At 73.0% G+C, this 15,957-nt stretch carries 16 protein-coding genes; 2 read left to right on the top strand and 14 right to left on the bottom strand.

All coding sequences use genetic code 11. The features are described 5' to 3' along the window. Positions 1 to 146 precede the first annotated feature (146 nt). The 14 genes from RIM90_RS23190 to RIM90_RS23125 all read right to left on the bottom strand — a co-directional run bounded on the left by RIM90_RS23190 (position 147) and on the right by RIM90_RS23125 (position 13,761). Entirely contained in the window at positions 147 to 1,418 is a 1,272-nt protein-coding gene (locus RIM90_RS23190) for a lytic transglycosylase domain-containing protein (RefSeq protein WP_309062679.1), read from the bottom strand. An 83-nt stretch (positions 1,419 to 1,501) separates the two neighbouring features. Then, the gene (locus tag RIM90_RS23185; RefSeq protein WP_309062678.1) at positions 1,502 to 2,239 is read right to left on the bottom strand and encodes a hypothetical protein; all 738 of its coding nucleotides are present in this window, start codon (positions 2,237 to 2,239) and stop codon (positions 1,502 to 1,504) included. A 49-nt stretch (positions 2,240 to 2,288) separates the two neighbouring features. Then, positions 2,289 to 2,837: a nuclear transport factor 2 family protein gene (locus tag RIM90_RS23180; protein ID WP_309062677.1), complete on the bottom strand. Its 549-nt coding sequence runs from the start codon at positions 2,835 to 2,837 to the stop codon at positions 2,289 to 2,291. A 26-nt stretch (positions 2,838 to 2,863) separates the two neighbouring features. Beyond that, on the bottom strand, positions 2,864 to 3,607 hold the full coding sequence (locus RIM90_RS23175; RefSeq protein ID WP_309062676.1) for a hypothetical protein: 744 nt from the start codon (positions 3,605 to 3,607) through the stop codon (positions 2,864 to 2,866). Beyond that, the gene (locus RIM90_RS23170; protein WP_309062675.1) at positions 3,604 to 4,119 is read right to left on the bottom strand and encodes a hypothetical protein; all 516 of its coding nucleotides are present in this window, start codon (positions 4,117 to 4,119) and stop codon (positions 3,604 to 3,606) included. Before RIM90_RS23170 ends, RIM90_RS23175 begins: the two co-directional genes overlap by 4 nt. After that, on the bottom strand, positions 4,116 to 5,393 hold the full coding sequence (locus RIM90_RS23165; RefSeq protein ID WP_309062674.1) for an MlaD family protein: 1,278 nt from the start codon (positions 5,391 to 5,393) through the stop codon (positions 4,116 to 4,118). Before RIM90_RS23165 ends, RIM90_RS23170 begins: the two co-directional genes overlap by 4 nt. Next, positions 5,390 to 6,691 (bottom strand): MCE family protein, encoded by a 1,302-nt coding sequence (locus tag RIM90_RS23160; RefSeq protein ID WP_309062682.1) that lies wholly within the window; start codon positions 6,689 to 6,691, stop codon positions 5,390 to 5,392. The genes RIM90_RS23165 and RIM90_RS23160 overlap by 4 nt, the downstream gene beginning before the upstream one ends. A gap of 50 nt (positions 6,692 to 6,741) precedes the next feature. Beyond that, complete coding sequence (locus tag RIM90_RS23155) at positions 6,742 to 7,785, bottom strand: MCE family protein (RefSeq protein WP_309062673.1); 1,044 nt, start codon at positions 7,783 to 7,785, stop codon at positions 6,742 to 6,744. Beyond that, positions 7,782 to 8,870 carry an MCE family protein gene (locus RIM90_RS23150; protein WP_309062672.1) on the bottom strand — a complete coding sequence of 363 codons (1,089 nt, stop codon included), beginning with the start codon at positions 8,868 to 8,870 and terminating at the stop codon, positions 7,782 to 7,784. Before RIM90_RS23150 ends, RIM90_RS23155 begins: the two co-directional genes overlap by 4 nt. Next, the gene (locus RIM90_RS23145) at positions 8,867 to 9,925 is read right to left on the bottom strand and encodes an MCE family protein (RefSeq protein ID WP_309062671.1); all 1,059 of its coding nucleotides are present in this window, start codon (positions 9,923 to 9,925) and stop codon (positions 8,867 to 8,869) included. The genes RIM90_RS23150 and RIM90_RS23145 overlap by 4 nt, the downstream gene beginning before the upstream one ends. Then, the gene (locus RIM90_RS23140) at positions 9,922 to 11,175 is read right to left on the bottom strand and encodes an MCE family protein (protein WP_309062670.1); all 1,254 of its coding nucleotides are present in this window, start codon (positions 11,173 to 11,175) and stop codon (positions 9,922 to 9,924) included. The genes RIM90_RS23145 and RIM90_RS23140 overlap by 4 nt, the downstream gene beginning before the upstream one ends. 1 nt (position 11,176) lies before the next feature. Continuing rightward, entirely contained in the window at positions 11,177 to 11,983 is an 807-nt protein-coding gene (locus RIM90_RS23135; RefSeq protein WP_309062669.1) for an ABC transporter permease, read from the bottom strand. Between the two features lie 6 nt (positions 11,984 to 11,989). Beyond that, the gene (locus tag RIM90_RS23130; protein WP_309062668.1) at positions 11,990 to 12,754 is read right to left on the bottom strand and encodes an ABC transporter permease; all 765 of its coding nucleotides are present in this window, start codon (positions 12,752 to 12,754) and stop codon (positions 11,990 to 11,992) included. Continuing rightward, positions 12,751 to 13,761 (bottom strand): ATP-binding cassette domain-containing protein, encoded by a 1,011-nt coding sequence (locus RIM90_RS23125; RefSeq protein WP_309062667.1) that lies wholly within the window; start codon positions 13,759 to 13,761, stop codon positions 12,751 to 12,753. Before RIM90_RS23125 ends, RIM90_RS23130 begins: the two co-directional genes overlap by 4 nt. A 720-nt stretch (positions 13,762 to 14,481) precedes the next feature. On the opposite strand from RIM90_RS23125, the gene RIM90_RS23120 reads away from it, so the two are divergent. Then, the gene (locus RIM90_RS23120) at positions 14,482 to 15,108 is read left to right on the top strand and encodes a hypothetical protein (RefSeq protein WP_309062666.1); all 627 of its coding nucleotides are present in this window, start codon (positions 14,482 to 14,484) and stop codon (positions 15,106 to 15,108) included. A gap of 122 nt (positions 15,109 to 15,230) precedes the next feature. Next, on the top strand, positions 15,231 to 15,957 hold a 727-nt coding region (locus RIM90_RS23115; RefSeq protein ID WP_375165528.1), incomplete at its 3' end, for a DUF6801 domain-containing protein.

Here is a 15,957-nt window from a genome sequence, read left to right as displayed (position 1 = left end):
CTGACGGCCGCTCAGGTCAGGGGAACCGACGGCCTCTCCACGGCCCCGGTGACGGGCCGGCAGGGGCCGCAGAGCTGGCCGAACGCGGCGGGGATGGGCCAGGTGGGCTGAGGCCGCCGGCATCCGCCGGGCGGATGCCGGCGGCCTCACGCGGAGGCAGTGGCCGGGACAGTCGGACAGGGCGAGGCGGTCGGGGAGGCGCTGGGGCCGGGAGACGGGGTCGCGGACTCCGGGGCACAGTCGTCCGGGGCCGTGGGCGAAGGGCTCGGGTCGGTCGGGTCCGTCGGGTCGGTCGGGTCCGGTGACGGTGACGGGGTCCCGGTCGGGGACTCGCCGGGCGACTGCGTGGGGTCCTGGCTCGTCGGCGGCGCCGTCGGGGAGGGCCCCGGGGACGGGGAGGTCGGATCCGGGGTGGGCGACGGTGAGGGGGCGGAGGGGGACGGCCCGGGGCTGCCCGGCGTACCCGGGTCCGGACCGATGACGATGCCACCGCCCCCGTTCCCGCCCTCCTCGCCGCGGCTCCCGCCGTCGACGGGTTCGGTCGCCGGGGTGTCGCCGCCCGCGCCGGGGCTCTTCGGAATGACGCCCCTGCCGTCGGGGACGGTGTGGACCCCCCGGCCGTAGAACTCCAGCCAGTACCTGACCAGGTCCAGGTAGGGGCGCGAGTGGTTGTAGCTGAGGATCGCCCGGTCCAGATCCGCCGACCGGCCCAGGTCCCGGTCGCCGGCGCACAGGTAGTGTCCGGCCGCCAGGGCCGCGTCGAAGACGTTGTTCGGGTCGGCGCGGCCGTCGCCGTTGCCGTCCGTGCCCCAGCGGGCCCAGGTGGACGGCAGGAACTGCATCGGTCCCACCGCGCGGTCGTAGACCGTGTCACCGTCGTGGGCGCCCCCGTCCGTGTCCCGGATCAGGGCGAAACCACGGCCGTTGAGCGGCGGCCCGGTGATGCGGCCCAGCGTCGTGCCGTTCCGGTCGACCGCGCCGCCGCGCGCCTGGCCGGACTCGACCTTGCCGATCGCCGCGAGCAGTTCCCAGGGCAGCCGGCAGCCGGGGTCCGTCCTGCCGACGGAGGTCTCGGCGGCACGGTAGGCGCGCAGCACGGTGGCCGGGATGCCCGACGGGGAACGGAGGTCCCGCACGAGCGCCGGGGGAGCCGGCACGGCGTCCGGGGCCGTCAGGGGCGGGATCTCGGTGTGGTAGGAACCGTCGCCCGGAGGAGCGGGATCGGCGTACGGGCCGCCGGCCGCCGTCCTGCGGCCGTCATCGGCGGACGGGTCGGCGTGGGCGTCCTTCGCGTCCCCGGTGAGGCCGGGTGCCTGGGAGGCGGTGAGGGCCGCCATGGCAGCCACGGCGACGGCGGTCGTCCGCAGTCCCCTGCGGGCCCGGCCCGCATACGGGCGTCGGGCACGGCGTACGGACATGGCTGTCACTCCTGTCGGATCCGTCTCGGATGCGGGGCGTGCCGGTGGGTGGTGTGCCGGTGGGTACGGTCGGTGCGCGGTCCTCAGCGGCCGAAGGTGTCGATGCCGGAGACGAGCCAGCGTCCGTCGCGGTGCACGACGTCGACGGCGAGCATGGCCCCCGCGTACACGCCCTCGTCCTTCGCGCCCTTCGCGCCCTTCGCGCTCCCGGCGGTGCCGACGCTGCTCTGGTCGGCGTAGACGAGGACCCGGGCCCGGTCGCCGTCGATCCGTTCGACCGCGCTCTCGGTGACCGTCGTGGTGATCACCGCCTTCTGCTCGTCGGCCCGCGCGCGGACGCCGGCGAGCAGGGCTCTGTGCTGGTCGACGGCCTTCCCCGTGAGGAGGTCCCGCGCGGCTTCCTCGAAGGCTCCGGAGTCGGCGTGATCGTAGGAGAAGAGCGTGCCGACGGCCTTGGACGCCTGTCCCTTGATCTCGCTGGTGCGGGCGAGGTCGGTCAGGGCGGTGTTGCTCCGCGCGGGCTCGTCCCGGAGCGCTTCGGCCTCCGCGTGCGCCCAGCCGGCGAAACCGCCGAGGAGCACGGTCAGTGCGCAGAGCACCACGAGGCCCACCGGGCGGCGCGGCCGGGCCCGGTCGGCCTCCTCGCCGGTCGCGGCCGGCTCGGCCGTCCGCGCGGAGGACGAGGACGAGGGCGATGCGCCGGGAGGGGGCGGGACGGCCGTGCGGGTCCGGCGTCCGGCGCTCTCCGGGGCCCCGGCGGGCCGGGTCTCGCGGGCCTGGCGGCGCCGCTGGCGGTTGATGTGGTGACGGGTCGTCGACATGGTGCGGTGTCCTCCTCGGTGCGGCCGGCTTCTGCGGTACGGGACCGGGTCAGCCGGCCGGTGTGCCGCCCACGGGTGCCTGGCCCAGGGCGCTCAGCTTCCACCGGCCTTGGGTCCGGGTGAGTTCGCCGAGCATGCGGCTGTCCTTGTCGGTCCTCGCGCCGTCGGACGCCCTGACGGTGACGCGCAGGGCGACCAGCACCCGGGCGCGGCCGGCGCGGTCGTCGAGTTCGGTGACGGCGCCCGACAGCACCCGGGCCGTGGTGACCGTCTTCGCCGCCTTCACCTGTTCGGCGAACTCCCTTCGTCCGGAGGCGAGTTGCTCGTGCAGTTCGCCGGTCGTCGACGACTCCCAGAGGTCGAGACCGTGGTCCAGGTCGCGGTGGTCGAGCGTGTTGAGGTTCTGCACGGCCTGCTCCCCGGCGGCGAGCGCCGCGTCCCGCTGCTCGGCGTACGCGGCCCGGTCGTCGTGGGCCGCGTGGTACCAGTCCTGACCGGTCCACGCGGCGAACCCGCCCGCGACGAGGGCGAGGGCGAGGGCCAGGGCCGGCAGCGGCCGGGAGCGGGTTCCGGCGAGGACGCGGACCGCGCGTTTCATGGGGTGCTCCAGTCTCCCGCGCACGTTCAGCGGGCCTTGATGTCGACGATCCGCCACCGGTCGTCCTCGAGCCGGGCCGTGACGGTGAGCTGGGCCGCCGCGGTGGTGGCCGCGTCCTCGCCCCGGCGGGAGGTCTGGTCGAGGAAGACCAGCAGGCGGGCCCTGTCGCCGTCGAGTTCGAGCACTCCGGTGCGGACGGCCCGGGTGCTCAGGGTGACGCGCTGCTCGGTGAGGTCGTCGCGGACCCGGGCGAAGAGGGTCTCGTACTGGCGGGCGGCGCGGCCGTCGAGGACGGTGCGTGCGGAGCGCGCGGCGGCCGCGGTGCCGTCCGGTGTGTAGGAGAAGACACGGGCGAGGGCGTTGCCGACGTCGCCGGCGACGCGGGCGGTGGCCTCGGTGTCGGTGAGCGCGTGGTTCCGGGCGGGTGCGGCCGATCTCAGCTGGTGGGCTCCGTAGAAGAAGCCGCAGCCGCCGAGGACGAGCACCGCGACGGTCCCGGCGAGGGCGGCCCGCCGCAGCCGTCCGTCCGGTGGGCGGCGGGTGCGGGCGTCGCCCGGCGCGTCCGCGGAGGGCGCGTCCGCGGGGAACGCGTTCCCGGAGGACCCGTTCCTGGGGGACCCGTCCTCGGGCGGCTCGTCCTCGGCGGGCGTGTCCGCGAGTCCCGGTTCCTCTCCCGCCCCGGGGCCGCCGCCCGGTGTCTCTCCCCCGGCCGAACCCTTCCCTCCGGACTCCGGCGATCCACCCCTGCGCAGCAGGCGCGTCAGCGTCATCGGGTCCCGCCCTCCTTCTCCCCCTCGACCGGTACCGCGCTCAGCGCCCTCACCTTCCACTCCCCGTCGCCCGTGCGGACCAGAACCGCCTCCAGGCGCTTGCGGTCGGTGCCCGGCTTCCTCGACCCGGCGGGCGTGACCTCGACGCGGACGGTGGCGATGAGCTTGGCCGTGCCGGACCGCGTGTCGAGCGCGGTGACGGCGGCCTCGGTGACCGTGCCGCGCGCCGAGGCGCCCGCCTCGGCCCCGGTGCGGCCCAGCTCCTCGCGCAGCGGCCCGGTGGAGGCGGCGCGCCAGGCCCGGATGCCCTGCTCCGCCCGCTGCCGGGTGGAGGCGTCGAGCGTGGTGAGCACGGCGATGCCCTTCCGCCCGTCGGCGAGCGCCTCGTCCCGCTCCCGGCCGTACGCGAGCGTGTCGTCGGTGCGTGCCTGCGCATACGTCCACGCACCGGTGCCGCAGAAGCCGAGGGCCAGGACGAGTCCCGCTCCGGTGAGGATCCGGGCCCGCCTCATCGCGTGCTCCCGGTGGCCGGGGCGAGGAGTCCCGTCAGGTCCTCCGGTGCCTCGCCGCCCTGGCCGGGCAGGGCGAGTGCGCCGGGGAGCGCCGCGGACCCGCTCTTCCCCGCCCCGGCGCTGCCCGAGGGCAGGGAGCCGGGCCTGGCCGGATCGGGCACCGCGCCGCCCTTCGGGGCGTTCGCCGAGCCGCGCACGTTGAACCCGTCCGAGGCCGGGGCGGTGCAGGCGGCGCCCGTGTTGAGGGCGGGCGCGGTGCCGAGGTCGAGGCCGTTGCGGTAGCGCGTGCCGCCGTATCCGGCGGTGCAGGGCAGGGGTTTGAAGAAGGTGACGGCCATGCCGAGGTTCAGCTTTCCTCCGTCGACGGCGGTGGCGCCGGCGGCGACGGCCGCCGGGTACTTCACGAGGAGTTCCTCCGTGCCGCGCTGCCGGGTGACGGCGATCTCGGAGGTGGTGAGGAGGTTGGCGAGGACGACGCCGAGGCTCGGGTCGAGGTCCCGCAGCACGCCGCTGACCTGGGTGGCGGCCTCGGGGGTGACGGTGAGGAGGCGGCGCAGGTCGGCGTCGGAGCCCTTGAGGGTGCGGGCCAGTTCCCTCGCCCCGGCCGCGAAGTCGCGGATGGCCTGCTCCTCCTCGGCCTGGGTGCGCAGGACGGTCTCGCCGTCGACGATGAGCCGGGTGGTGGACGGCAGGGCGCGATCGGCCGCCTCGACGAAGCCGCTGCCGCTGTCGAGCAGCACCTGGAGGTCGTCGCCGTGGCCTTCGAAGGCCTTGCCGAACTCGTCGACGACCGTGCGCAGGTCCTCCAGCGGGACGGAGGCGGCGAGGTCGTTCACGCTGGTGAGGACGTCGGTGACGGGCGCGGGCACCTGGGTGTCGGCCTGTTCGATGCGTGCGCCCTCGGCGAGGTAGGGGGCGCCGTCGCTCTCGGGCCGCAGGTCGATGTACTGCTCGCCCACGGCGGAGAGTCCGGCGACCACGGCCCGGGTGTCGGCGGGGATGCGGGGGGCGGACTTCTTGATGCGGAGTTCGGCGACGACGCCGTCGGCGGTGAGGTCGATCGGGCCGACGCGGCCCACGGAGACGCCCCGGTAGGTGACGTCGGAGTGGGTGAACAGGCCGCCCGTGCGCGGGAGTCGCACGTCGACGGTGTAGTGGTCGGCGACGCCGACGTACCGGCCGAGGTCGGCGTAGCGGATGCCGAGGAAGGAGAGGGCGAGGACGGCGATGAGGAGGAAGGCGAGGTTCTTCAGCCGTACGGCGAGGGTGATCACCTGCCCTCACCTCCGTCCGGGGCCGCCGGTGCCGTGCCCGTCCCGGTGGCCGGCGCGGACACGGAGGGCAGCGGCAGCGGCGAGGAGTCCCGCGGCAAGGTCCCCGGCGACGGCGCGGACGACGGGTCGGACGGCGAAGCGGAACCCGGTTCTCCGTCGCTCTTCCCGGAGGCCCCCTGCTCCCCGGAGGACCGCTTCCCCCCGGCCGCGCCCGGCGCACCGCCCGCCGGGGCGGAGGGGGAGGCCGTGCCCCGGGGCACCAGCGGCGGGATCACCTGGGTCCCGGGGACGGCGGCCATGTCCAGGTACACGTTGAGGTAGTCGCCCTTCACCCCGCGCAGCACCTCGTCGGTGAACGGGTACGTCAGCAGCACCTGGAGCGAGTCGGGCAGGTCCGTGCCCGCGTCCGCGAGCGCCTTCAGGGTCGGTGCGATGGCCTTGAGGTCGGCGATCATGTCGTCCTTGCTCGCGTCGATGGTGGAGACGGCGACGCCGGAGAGCGTGTCGAGGGAGCGCAGCATGGTCAGCAGTGATCCGCGCTGCTTCTCGAGCGTCTTCAGGCCGGGCGAGAGGTCGGTGAGGACGGTGCCGACGTCGTCCTTGCGGGTGGCGAGGGTCGCGGAGAGCCGGTTGACGGCGTCGAGGGCGTCGGTGATGTCGCCCCGGTGGTCGTCGAGGTCGGTCACCAGGGTGTTGACCCGCCTCAGCATGGAGCGGACCTCGGGTTCGCGGCCGCCGAGCGCCGCGTTGAGTTCCCGGGTGATGGTCTTGAGCTGGTTGACGCCGCCGCCGTTGAGGAGCAGGGACAGCGCGCCGAAGACTTCCTCGACCTCGGTGTTGCGGCTGGTGCGGGAGAGCGGGATGACGCTCCCGTCCGCCAGCCTTCCGGCTCCGGTCTCCCGGGCGGGCGCGACGAGCTGGACGTACTTCTCGCCCAGCAGGCTGGACTGTTCGAGCCGGGCGGTGGCGTCGGCGGGCAGCCGCACATCGCCGTTGATCTCCATGGTGACGCGGGCCGACCAGTCGTCGCCGCCGAGTTCGACGCCGGTGACCCGGCCGACGGCGACGTCGTTGACCTTCACCGCGGACTGCGGGACCAGGCTGAGCACGTCGTGGAGTTCCGCGGTGACGGTGTAGGGGTGGTCACCGAGGTCGGCGCCGCCGGGCAGCGGCAGGTCCTCGATGCCGTCGAAGCCCGGTGGTCCGGTGGCGGCCGCGCCGAGGGCCAGGACGAAGCCGAGGCCGAGGGCGAGGAGTCCGCCCAGCGTGAGGCCGGCGGCTCCGCCCGTGGTGAGCACACCGCGTTTGACCGTCCCGGCCGCCCGGCCGGAGCGCCGTGTGCCGCGCTTCACCGCTCCCCCTTCCCGGGGGCCGTGGACCCGCCGCCGCTCGTGGACGAGCCGCCCGTCGCGGGCAGCGGCAGCAGCGGACCGCCCATGCTGATCTCGTTGAGGTTGGCGCGGCCGTCGAGGGTGCGGGCGCCGGGGTTGTAGGCGTTCACCACGTTGCCCGCGGCCAGCGGTGCCACGTCCAGCGCCTCGGCGAGCGAGGCCCGTTGCTCGACGAGGGTCCGGGTGATGGGGACGAGCCGGTCGACGTTCTTCTTCAGCTCGCCCCGGTTGTCCTCGATGAAGGTCTTGACCTGGCCGAGGGCGGTGCCGAGTTCCTCCAGCGCGCCGGCGAGGTCGTCCTTGTTGTCGGCGAAGAAGCCGACGACCTCGTCCAGGCGTTCCTGCGCGGTGCGCACGTCGGCGTCCTTCTCCTTCAGCATGGTGGTGAAGGTCTGGAGCCGGCTGAGCGTGCTGAACAGGTTGCCGCTGCCGTCGTCGAGGGTCTTGGCCGCCTTGCCGAACTCCTCGACGCTGTCGCCGATGGCCTCGCCGTTGCCGTCGAGGTTGGCGGCGCCGGTCCGCAGCAGTTCGGACAGGGCGCCCGTGGAGTTGGCGCCGTCCGGGCCGAGGGCCCGGCCGAGTTCGGTGATCGAGTCGTAGATCTGGTCGATCTCGACGGGGGTGCGGTTGCGCGAGGCGGGCAGCACGGCGCCGTCGGCGAGGGCGGGGCCCGCGCTGTAGGCGGGGGTGAGCTGCACGTAGCGGTCGGCGACGACGCTCGGCGTGACGATGACGGCCCGCGCGCCCTCGGGGACCTTCACCCCCTCGTCCAGGAGGAGGCCGACGCGGACCGTGGTGCCCTGCGGCCGCACCGACTCCACCTCGCCGACCCGTACGCCGAGGATGCGCAGGTCGGACCCGGCGTAGACGCCGACGGTGCGGTCGAAGTAGGCGGTGATGCGGGTGCCGTCGGGGTCGAGGGCCCGGGCGGTGACCAGGCCGCCGGCGGCGAGCACCGCGAGGGCGGACACGCCGGCGAGGATTCTTCCGCGTCTGTTCATCGCTCACCGCTCCCCCGGGCCGCCGCCGTCTGTTTCGGCGGCAGGCATCCGGTCTCGGGCTGGGAGTTCTCGGGCAGGTAGTCGCGGGGCACGACGCCGCACAGGTAGCTGTCGAACCAGCGGCCGTTGCCCAGGGTGTTGCCGACCAGCCGGTAGTACGGGCCGACCAGGGCGAGGGTCTTGCCGAGCTGGGTGCTGTTCCTCTCCAGGACGCCGGTGACGCGGCCCAGGGCCTTGAGGGTGGGGCCGAGCTGCTTCTCGTTGTCGTCGACGAGGCCGCCGAGTTCGGTGCCGAGTGCCCTGCTGCCCTTGAGCAGGGCGCGGATGGCGTCGCGGCGGTCCTGGAGTTCGCCGAGCAGGGAGCCGCCGTCCTCGATGAGGGTCTCGAAGCTGGACTGCTTGTTCTGCAGCGTCTTGGTGAACCGCGCGCTGCCCCTGAGGAGTTCGGAGAGCTTCGCGTCGCGCTTGGAGAGGGACCGCGACAGGTCGGACAGGCCGGTGGCGGCCTTGCGCACGTGGGGCGGGGAGTTCTCGAAGGTGTCGGAGATGGTCTCGAAGCTCTCCGCGAGCCGCCGGGTGTCGATGTCGTCGACGGTGCCGCTGAGGTCCTGGAACGCCTGCGTCACGTCGTAGGGGGAGGTGGTGCGGGCCAGCGGGATGCGGCTGCCGGGGTCCTGCCGGCCGGAGCCGAGCGGGTCGAGCGCCAGGTACTTGTCGCCGAGGACGGTCTTGACGGCGATGGCGGCGGTCGTCCGGTCGCCGAGCCAGGCGTCCTCGACCTCGAAGACGACCTTCACCTTGTCGCCGTCGAGCGCGACGCCGGTGACCTCGCCGACCCTGACGCCGGCGATGCGCACCTCGTCGCCCTCGTCGAGGCCGGCCGCCTCGGAGAAGTCGGCGCTGTAGGAGGTGCCGCCGCCGAACGGCAGCCGCTCCGCGTTGTAGACGAGGACGGTGAGCAGGGCGAGGGCGAGCAGCCCGGCGACGCCGACGCCGACGGGGTTCCGTTCCCTGACCGGTGTGATGCGCGGGCGTCGGGACCCGCCCGTCCGGTCCGTCCGGTCGCGCCGGGTGAAGGGCCTCATCCGCGGCACCTCGATTCGGTGATCGCGATGCCGGTCGGCGGTTCGGAGCCGTCGGAGGTGGTCACTCCGCTCACGCGCGCCTCGCAGAGGTAGAGGTTGAACCACGATCCGTAGGAGGACAGGCGGGCCAGAGCGGTCATCTTGGCGGGGGTCTTGGCGAGGAAGTCCTCGATCTGCGGGGTGTGTTCGCCGAGGTTCGTCGAGAGCCGGCCCAGTTCGCGGATGTCCCGCTTGAGGGGTGCGCGCCCGTCCTCGAAGAGGTCGGCGGTGACGGTGGTCAGGTCGCCCATGGCCTCGACGGCCTCGCCGAGGGGTTCCCGGTCGTCGTTGAAGCCGGTGACGAGGTCCCGCAGGGTGACGACGAGGTCGTCGAAGTCGTCCTCGCGGTCGTTGAGGGTGTTCAGGACGGTGGTGAGGTTGTCGACGACCTGGCCGATCACCTCGTCCTTGGCGGCGACGGTCGTGCTGAGCGAGCCGACGTGGCGGATCAGGCCGTCGACGGTGGCGCCCTCGCCCTGGAGCACCTGCACGATCGATCCGGCGAGTTCGTTGACGTCCTTCGGGGAGAGTCCCTCGAACAGCGGTTTGAAGCCGTTGAAGAGCAGGGTCAGGTCGAGCGCGGGCGTGGTGCGGTCGAGCGGGATGGTGCCGCCCGCGGCGAGGGTGCCGGTGAGGTCGCCGCTGCCGCGGTCGAGGGCGACGTAGCGCCGGCCGACCATGTTGAGGTACTTCACGGCGGCGGTGGTCGACCGGGGCAGCCTGCGGTCCTCGCGGACGGTGAAGGTGACCTCGGCGGTGCGCCGCTGCACGACGCGCACGTCGGTCACCTCGCCGACCTTCACCCCGGAGATCCGCACGCTGTCGCCGTCGACGAGTCCGGTGACGTCGGTGAACAGGGCCTTGTAGGTGGTGGTGCCGGAGTTGACGCCGGTGTCGGCGACGCCGATGCCGAGCACGGTCGTGGCGAGGGCGGTGACCACCACGAAGGCGAGGGACTTGAGCAGCGGCCCGGTCAGCGGGCGGCGCCGGGTGTGCGCGTGGTCCGCGGTGCTCATCCGAGGGTCACCTCCGTCCCGCGGTAGGCCGGGCCGGCGAGCAGGCTGCTCCAGTCGGGCAGGTCGCCGGGGTGCCGGCCGGCGGCGGGTGCGAGCAGTTCGTTGACGAGGTCGTTCTCCTGGGGGGAGTTGGCGGGCCCGAGGTCCTGGTCGGCCGCGGCGGAGGCCTGCGCGGCGGGCCGGGGGAGCGAGCCGAGGTAGGGCACGGAGGGGCAGCGGGGTCCGCCGCCGGAGTCGTACACCGGGGTGTCGCGGCCGGGGCGGTAGGCGCCGCGCGAGGGGACGGTGGTGACGTCGACGTGGACGCCGGGCCGGTCGGTGCCCTTGCCGAGCGCCTTGTCCATGGCGGGCACGAACTCGGCGAGGGTGCGCAGGGTGCAGGGGAAGGCGGAGGAGTACTCGGCGAGCAGTTCCAGGGTGGGCCGGCCGGTGGCGCTGAGCCGGATGATGTTGTCCTCGTTCTTCCGCAGGAAGGCCGTCATGTCCTCGGCCGTCCGGGTGGTGGCGCCGAGGGTGCCGGCGTACGCGGCCTCCTGCTCGGCGAGGGTGCCGCTGGTGGTGGTGAAGTCGGTGAGCGCCGTGACGATGTCGGGCGCGGCGTCCGCGTAGACATGGCTGACCTTCACGAGTTCCTTGAGGTCGCGGTTGAGGGCGGGCAGGTGGGGGTTGAACTCCTCCAGGTGCTCGTCCAGCAGGCTCAGCGTGTCGCCGAGCCGGTCGCCGCGTCCCTCCAGCGCCCGCGAGACGGCCGACAGGGTCGCGGAGAGCTTCTGCGGCTGGACGGCGGTGAGCATCGGCAGGACGTTGTCGAGGACCTGCTGGAGCTCGACGGCGTTCTCGGAGCGGTCCTGGGGGATGACGGCTCCGGCGGCCAGGGACTCGGCCGAGGGGTTCTCGGGCGGTACGAGGGCCACGAACCGCTCGCCGAACAGGGTGGTCGGCAGCATCTGCGCGCGCACGTCGGCCGGTACGTCGTCCAGGGTGCCGGGCTTCATGGCGAGGGTGAGCCGGGCCCCGTCGTCGGTGGCGTCGATGGCGCGGACCTCGCCGACGACGACGCCGCGCAGTTTCACCTCGGCGCCCGGGTGCATCTCGTTGCCGACGCTGCCGGTCTCGACGACCACCGGGTCGGAGTCGGTGAACCTCTTGTCGTAGACGGCGACGGCCAGCCAGATCAGCAGGGCGGGCACCAGCAGGAACACCACCCCGGCACACCGGCGGCGCAGCGTCTCGCCTCGTGATCCGCTCATCTCACCCCGCCACCTTCACGGTCGTGGTCGCGCCCCACAGGGCGAGCGACAGGAAGAAGTCGGTGACGCTGATCAGCACGATGGCGTTGCGCACGGACCGGCCGACGGCGACGCCGACGCCGGCGGGGCCGCCCGAGGCGCGGAAACCGTAGTAGCAGTGGGCGAGGATCACCATCACGCTGAAGATCAGCACCTTCAGCACGGAGAGCAGGACGTCCGTCGGGGAGAGGAAGAGGTTGAAGTAGTGGTCGTACGTCCCCCGGGACTGGCCGTTGAACAGGACGGTCACGTAGCGGGAGGCGAGGTAGGAGGAGAGCAGCCCGATCGCGTAGAGCGGGACGATGGCGACGACCCCGGCGATGATGCGGGTGGTGACCAGGTAGGGCATGGAGCGGATGCCCATGCCCTCGAGGGCGTCGACCTCCTCGTTGATGCGCATGGCGCCGAGCTGGGCGGTGAAGCCGGCCCCGACGGTCGCGGAGAGGGCGAGTCCGGCGACGAGGGGGGCGATCTCGCGGGTGTTGAAGTAGGCGGAGACGAATCCGGTGAACGCGGCCGTGCCGATCTGGTCGAGGGCCGCGTAGCCCTGGAGTCCGACGACGGTCCCGGTGAAGAGCGTCATCGCGATCATCACGCCGACGGTGCCGCCGATGACGCCGAGGCCGCCGGACCCGAAGGCCACCTCGGCGAGGAGGCGCTGCACCTCCCTGAGGTAGCGGCGCAGGGTCCGCGGGATCCACAGCAGCGCCCGGGCGTAGAAGAGCAGGTGGTCGCCGGAGCGGTCGAGCCAGACGAGCGGGGAGGCCATCGGACCTCAGCCTCCCTTCGGCGGGACGATCTGGAGGTAGACGGCCGTCATCACCATGTTGACGAAGAAGAGCAGGAGGAAGGTGATGACGACGGACTGGTTGACGGCGTCGCCGACGCCCTTGGGGCCGCCGCGCGGGTTGAGGCCCCGGTGGGCGGCGACGATGCCCGCGATGAACCCGAAGACCAGCGCCTTGAGTTCGCTGATGTAGAGGTCGGACAGCTGGGCGAGGGCGGAGAAGCTGGACAGGTAGGCGCCGGGGGTGCCGCCCTGCAGGACGACGTTGAAGAAGTAGCCGCCGAGCGTGCCGACGACGGAGACCAGGCCGTTGAGCAGGACCGCCACGGCCATGGTGGCCAGGACCCGGGGCACGACCAGGCGCTGCACGGGCGAGACGCCCATGACCTCCATGGCGTCGAGCTCCTCGCGGATCTTGCGGGAGCCGAGGTCGGCGCAGATGGCCGAGCCGCCGGCGCCGGCGATCAGCAGGGCGACGATGAGCGGGCTCGCCTGCTGGACGACGGCGAGGACGCTGGCGCCCCCGGTGAACGACTGGGCGCCCAACTGCTGGGTCAGGGAACCGACCTGGAGCGCGATGACGGCGCCGAAGGGGATCGAGACGAGGGCGGCGGGCAGGATGGTGACGCTCGCGACGAACCAGAACTGCTCGACGAACTCGCGGAACTGGAAGGGCCTTCGGAAGACGGCGCGGCTCACTTCGGCGGCGAGCGCGAAGAACCGGCCGGTCTGCCGCAGAGCGCCGGTGATCATGCGCCGCTCCCGGCGGCGGGCATCGGCAGGGTGGCCGCCTCGGCGTTCCCGGCGTAGGTCTCCCGGATGGCGGAGCGCGCGGCGGGCGGCAACCGGTCGATCATGCTCATGACACGCTCACGTCGTCGGGCGACGGCCCGGCGCGGCGGGAGGCCGGGCGACGGCTCCAGCTGCGGGACGATCACCCGGGGCGGGGCGGGGGCGGAGGAGGCGGCGCCCGCCTCGGCGGCGAGGGTGGCCGCGTCCTTCTCCTCGGACATCCCGATGGGGCCCTCGCGCCGGCCGCCGAGGAACTGGGCCACGACCGGTTCGTCGCTGGTGAGCAGCACCTCGCGCGGGCCGAAGGTGACGAGCTCGCGCCGGAAGAGCATCCCCATGTTGTCGGGCACGGTGGCGGCGATGTCGAGATTGTGGGTGACGATCAGCATCGTCGCGTCGATCTGCGCGTTCAGGTCGATCAGCAGCTGGGAGAGGTAGGCGGTGCGGACCGGGTCGAGCCCGGAGTCGGGCTCGTCGCACAGGATGATCTGCGGGTCCAGCACGAGCGCGCGGGCCAGGCCGGCCCGTTTGCGCATGCCGCCGCTGATCTCTCCCGGGAGTTTGCCCTCCGCGCCCAGCAGCCCGACGACCTCGATCCGCTCCATGACGATGCGGCGGATCTCGGACTCCTTCTTGCGGGTGTGCTCGCGCAGCGGGAAGGCGATGTTGTCGAAGAGGGACATGGACCCGAAGAGGGCTCCGTCCTGGAACATGAGACCGAACAATTTACGGGTCTCGTAGATATCCCTTTCGGGACTGTTCACCATGTCCACTCCGTTGATGAGGACACGCCCCTTCTCGGGTTTGAGCAGCCCTATGAGCGACTTCAGGAAAACGGTCTTCCCGGTGCCGGACGGGCCCAGCATCACGCTCACCTCCCCCGCGGGGAGGGTGAGTGTCACGTCCCGCCAGACGCTCTGCTTACCGAAGGACTTGGTCAGGCCCTCGACCACCACTTCGATTCCCATGTCACCTCCAGCGGACGCGTGTCGGATGCGCACCGCGGGGCCGCACGTTAAGTCGGCGCGGAGCGCACTGGCAACGGATGCGGCACCGGACTCCCGGCGCCCTTCCGGTTCTTGTCACCGCGCAGACAACACGACGGACCCCCACTTGTCTCCGGGGAGACAGGGCAGGGCCTCGCGACTCCGGGGGGTGTGGATCCGCGGGCCCTGCCGACGGATGTCCGAACCCGGTGGGAGGACGAGGCCGGAAAGCATCCGTCATGGCTCCGGCCGACGGGGGCCACCGGCCCGGAACCGAGCACCACACCGGCACGTTACGGCCGGGTAACCTCGACGGGCAATACAGGAATCCGAATTTTCCAACGGTCCGACTCCGGCCACGGGAAACCTGTCAGGGAGCAGACAAACCGCGCCTTCAAAACTGTCACCGAGTGAGCAGAACGGCTCGACGGCGAGCGGCCGGCGGGAGACTTCCCGACGCCGGCCGGACATTCCGACATTGACGGTGGATGACTAAGACGATCCGCGAACCACTCACCCCGGAAACAGGTGGTTCCACTTTCCAAAGAATCATGAGCAGCGGCATTGTTGGGTTAAGTTTCCCGCAAGTAACGTCATGGCTCGCGGACAGGGAAACCGAGCCGCGGGCCGCACGGCCGCCCCTCGATCACTCCGGCCACGGCCCACCTCTGCCGGTCAATCCACAAGGAGACTCCCCGAGCCATGAAGAAAACCCTCAGAAGGACCGCTGTCGTGGCGGGTGCGGCCGCGGCCGCCTTCGGCCTCGCCGTCGGAACCGCCTCGGCGGTGCCCTCCACGGTGTGGACCGTCACCCCGACGGGCAGCTACACGGCGACGAACAGCGGCAACATCGTGCTGACCGCCGCCATCCCGATGACGTGCACGTCCTCGGGCGCCTCGGGCACCATGTCGAGCGCCACCGGCAACCCGGCCACGGTCGCCACCATCAACGCCATCAACTTCGGCACCTCCGCCGCGCCGTGCACCAGCGTCCTGGGCAACGTCACCACCGTGGCGGTCACCCCCTGGACCGTCGTCGCGCAGGACTACACCGCCGCGACCGGTGTCACCAAGGGCTACATCGGCAACGTCAAGGCCAACGTGACCGCCGGCGCCTGCAAGTTCACGGTGACGGGCAAGGCCTCGGCCACCTACACCAACTCCACCGGCATCCTGGCGGTCAGCAGCGTCTCCGGCGAACTGGCCGTCAGCAGCCCGACCAACTGCGGTTCGGTGATCACCACCGCCACCAAGCCCATCTTCAAGGGCAACTACGCCATCAAGGCGTCGACCGGCGCCATCCCGAAGATCGTCGGCACCAACCCGTAAGGCGCCACCCGCTCGCGAACGCCCGGCCGGCACGTCCGGCCGGGCGTTCGTGGGCCGTCCGCGCCGGACCCCACCGACGCCGACCGCCGGCCCCGGTTCCGAACGACTCGAGCGGAGCAGCATTGAGAGGCAACCGCATCGCCGCACTGCGGCCGTCCCGCGTCCGCGCCAGGAGCGCGGCGGTCGCCGCGTTCGTCGTGCTGGCCGCCATGGTCCCCGCCGCGGTCTCCGCCGCGGGCACCCAGGAGGTCGACACCGAACTCCCCTACGTCTGCGCCCTGCCGTCCGGACGGCAGCCCGTGACGGTACGGGTGTCGGCGGCGTTCCCGGACCGGGCGGAGGCGGGCGAGGCGATCTCGCCCACCGGCGTCACCACCACCGTGGAACTCCCGGCGGAGGCGGTCGCGGACCTCATCGCGCTCGAGGCCGCCACGGTCCGGGCCGCGACCCGCCTCACCGTCGGCGTCGCCCAGAACGATGCCGCCGCCGAGGCGACCTGGCGCGGTACGGCCGAGCCGGTCGCCGTCCCCGGGCCCGGGCCGCTGACGTTGACCGCGACGGGTGACGTCCCGTCGGTGACCGGGCAGGGCGACGGCGACCTGACGTTCTCCGCCGGGAACCTCGCCGTCGACCTGGCACTCGGCACGGCGGACGGGGCCGCCGCCGGCCCCGGCGCGCTGACCGTCGACTGCTCCCCCTCCGGGGACGCGACGGACGGGAGCCTGCTGGCCACCGTGCCGGTCGGTGCGGGAGCGGCGGAGCCGAGCGGCCCGCCGTCCGCCTCCGGCTCCCCCTCCGGGACACCGGCCCCGCCCTCCGGGACACCGGCCCCGTCCTCCGGGGCACCGG

It is taken from the genome of Streptomyces sp. (genome assembly GCF_031181555.1).
Lineage (GTDB): Bacteria > Actinomycetota > Actinomycetes > Streptomycetales > Streptomycetaceae > Streptomyces > Streptomyces fimbriatus.
The sequence above is the reverse complement of the archived record's forward strand: the minus strand, read 5'-3'. Positions and strand labels throughout refer to the sequence as shown.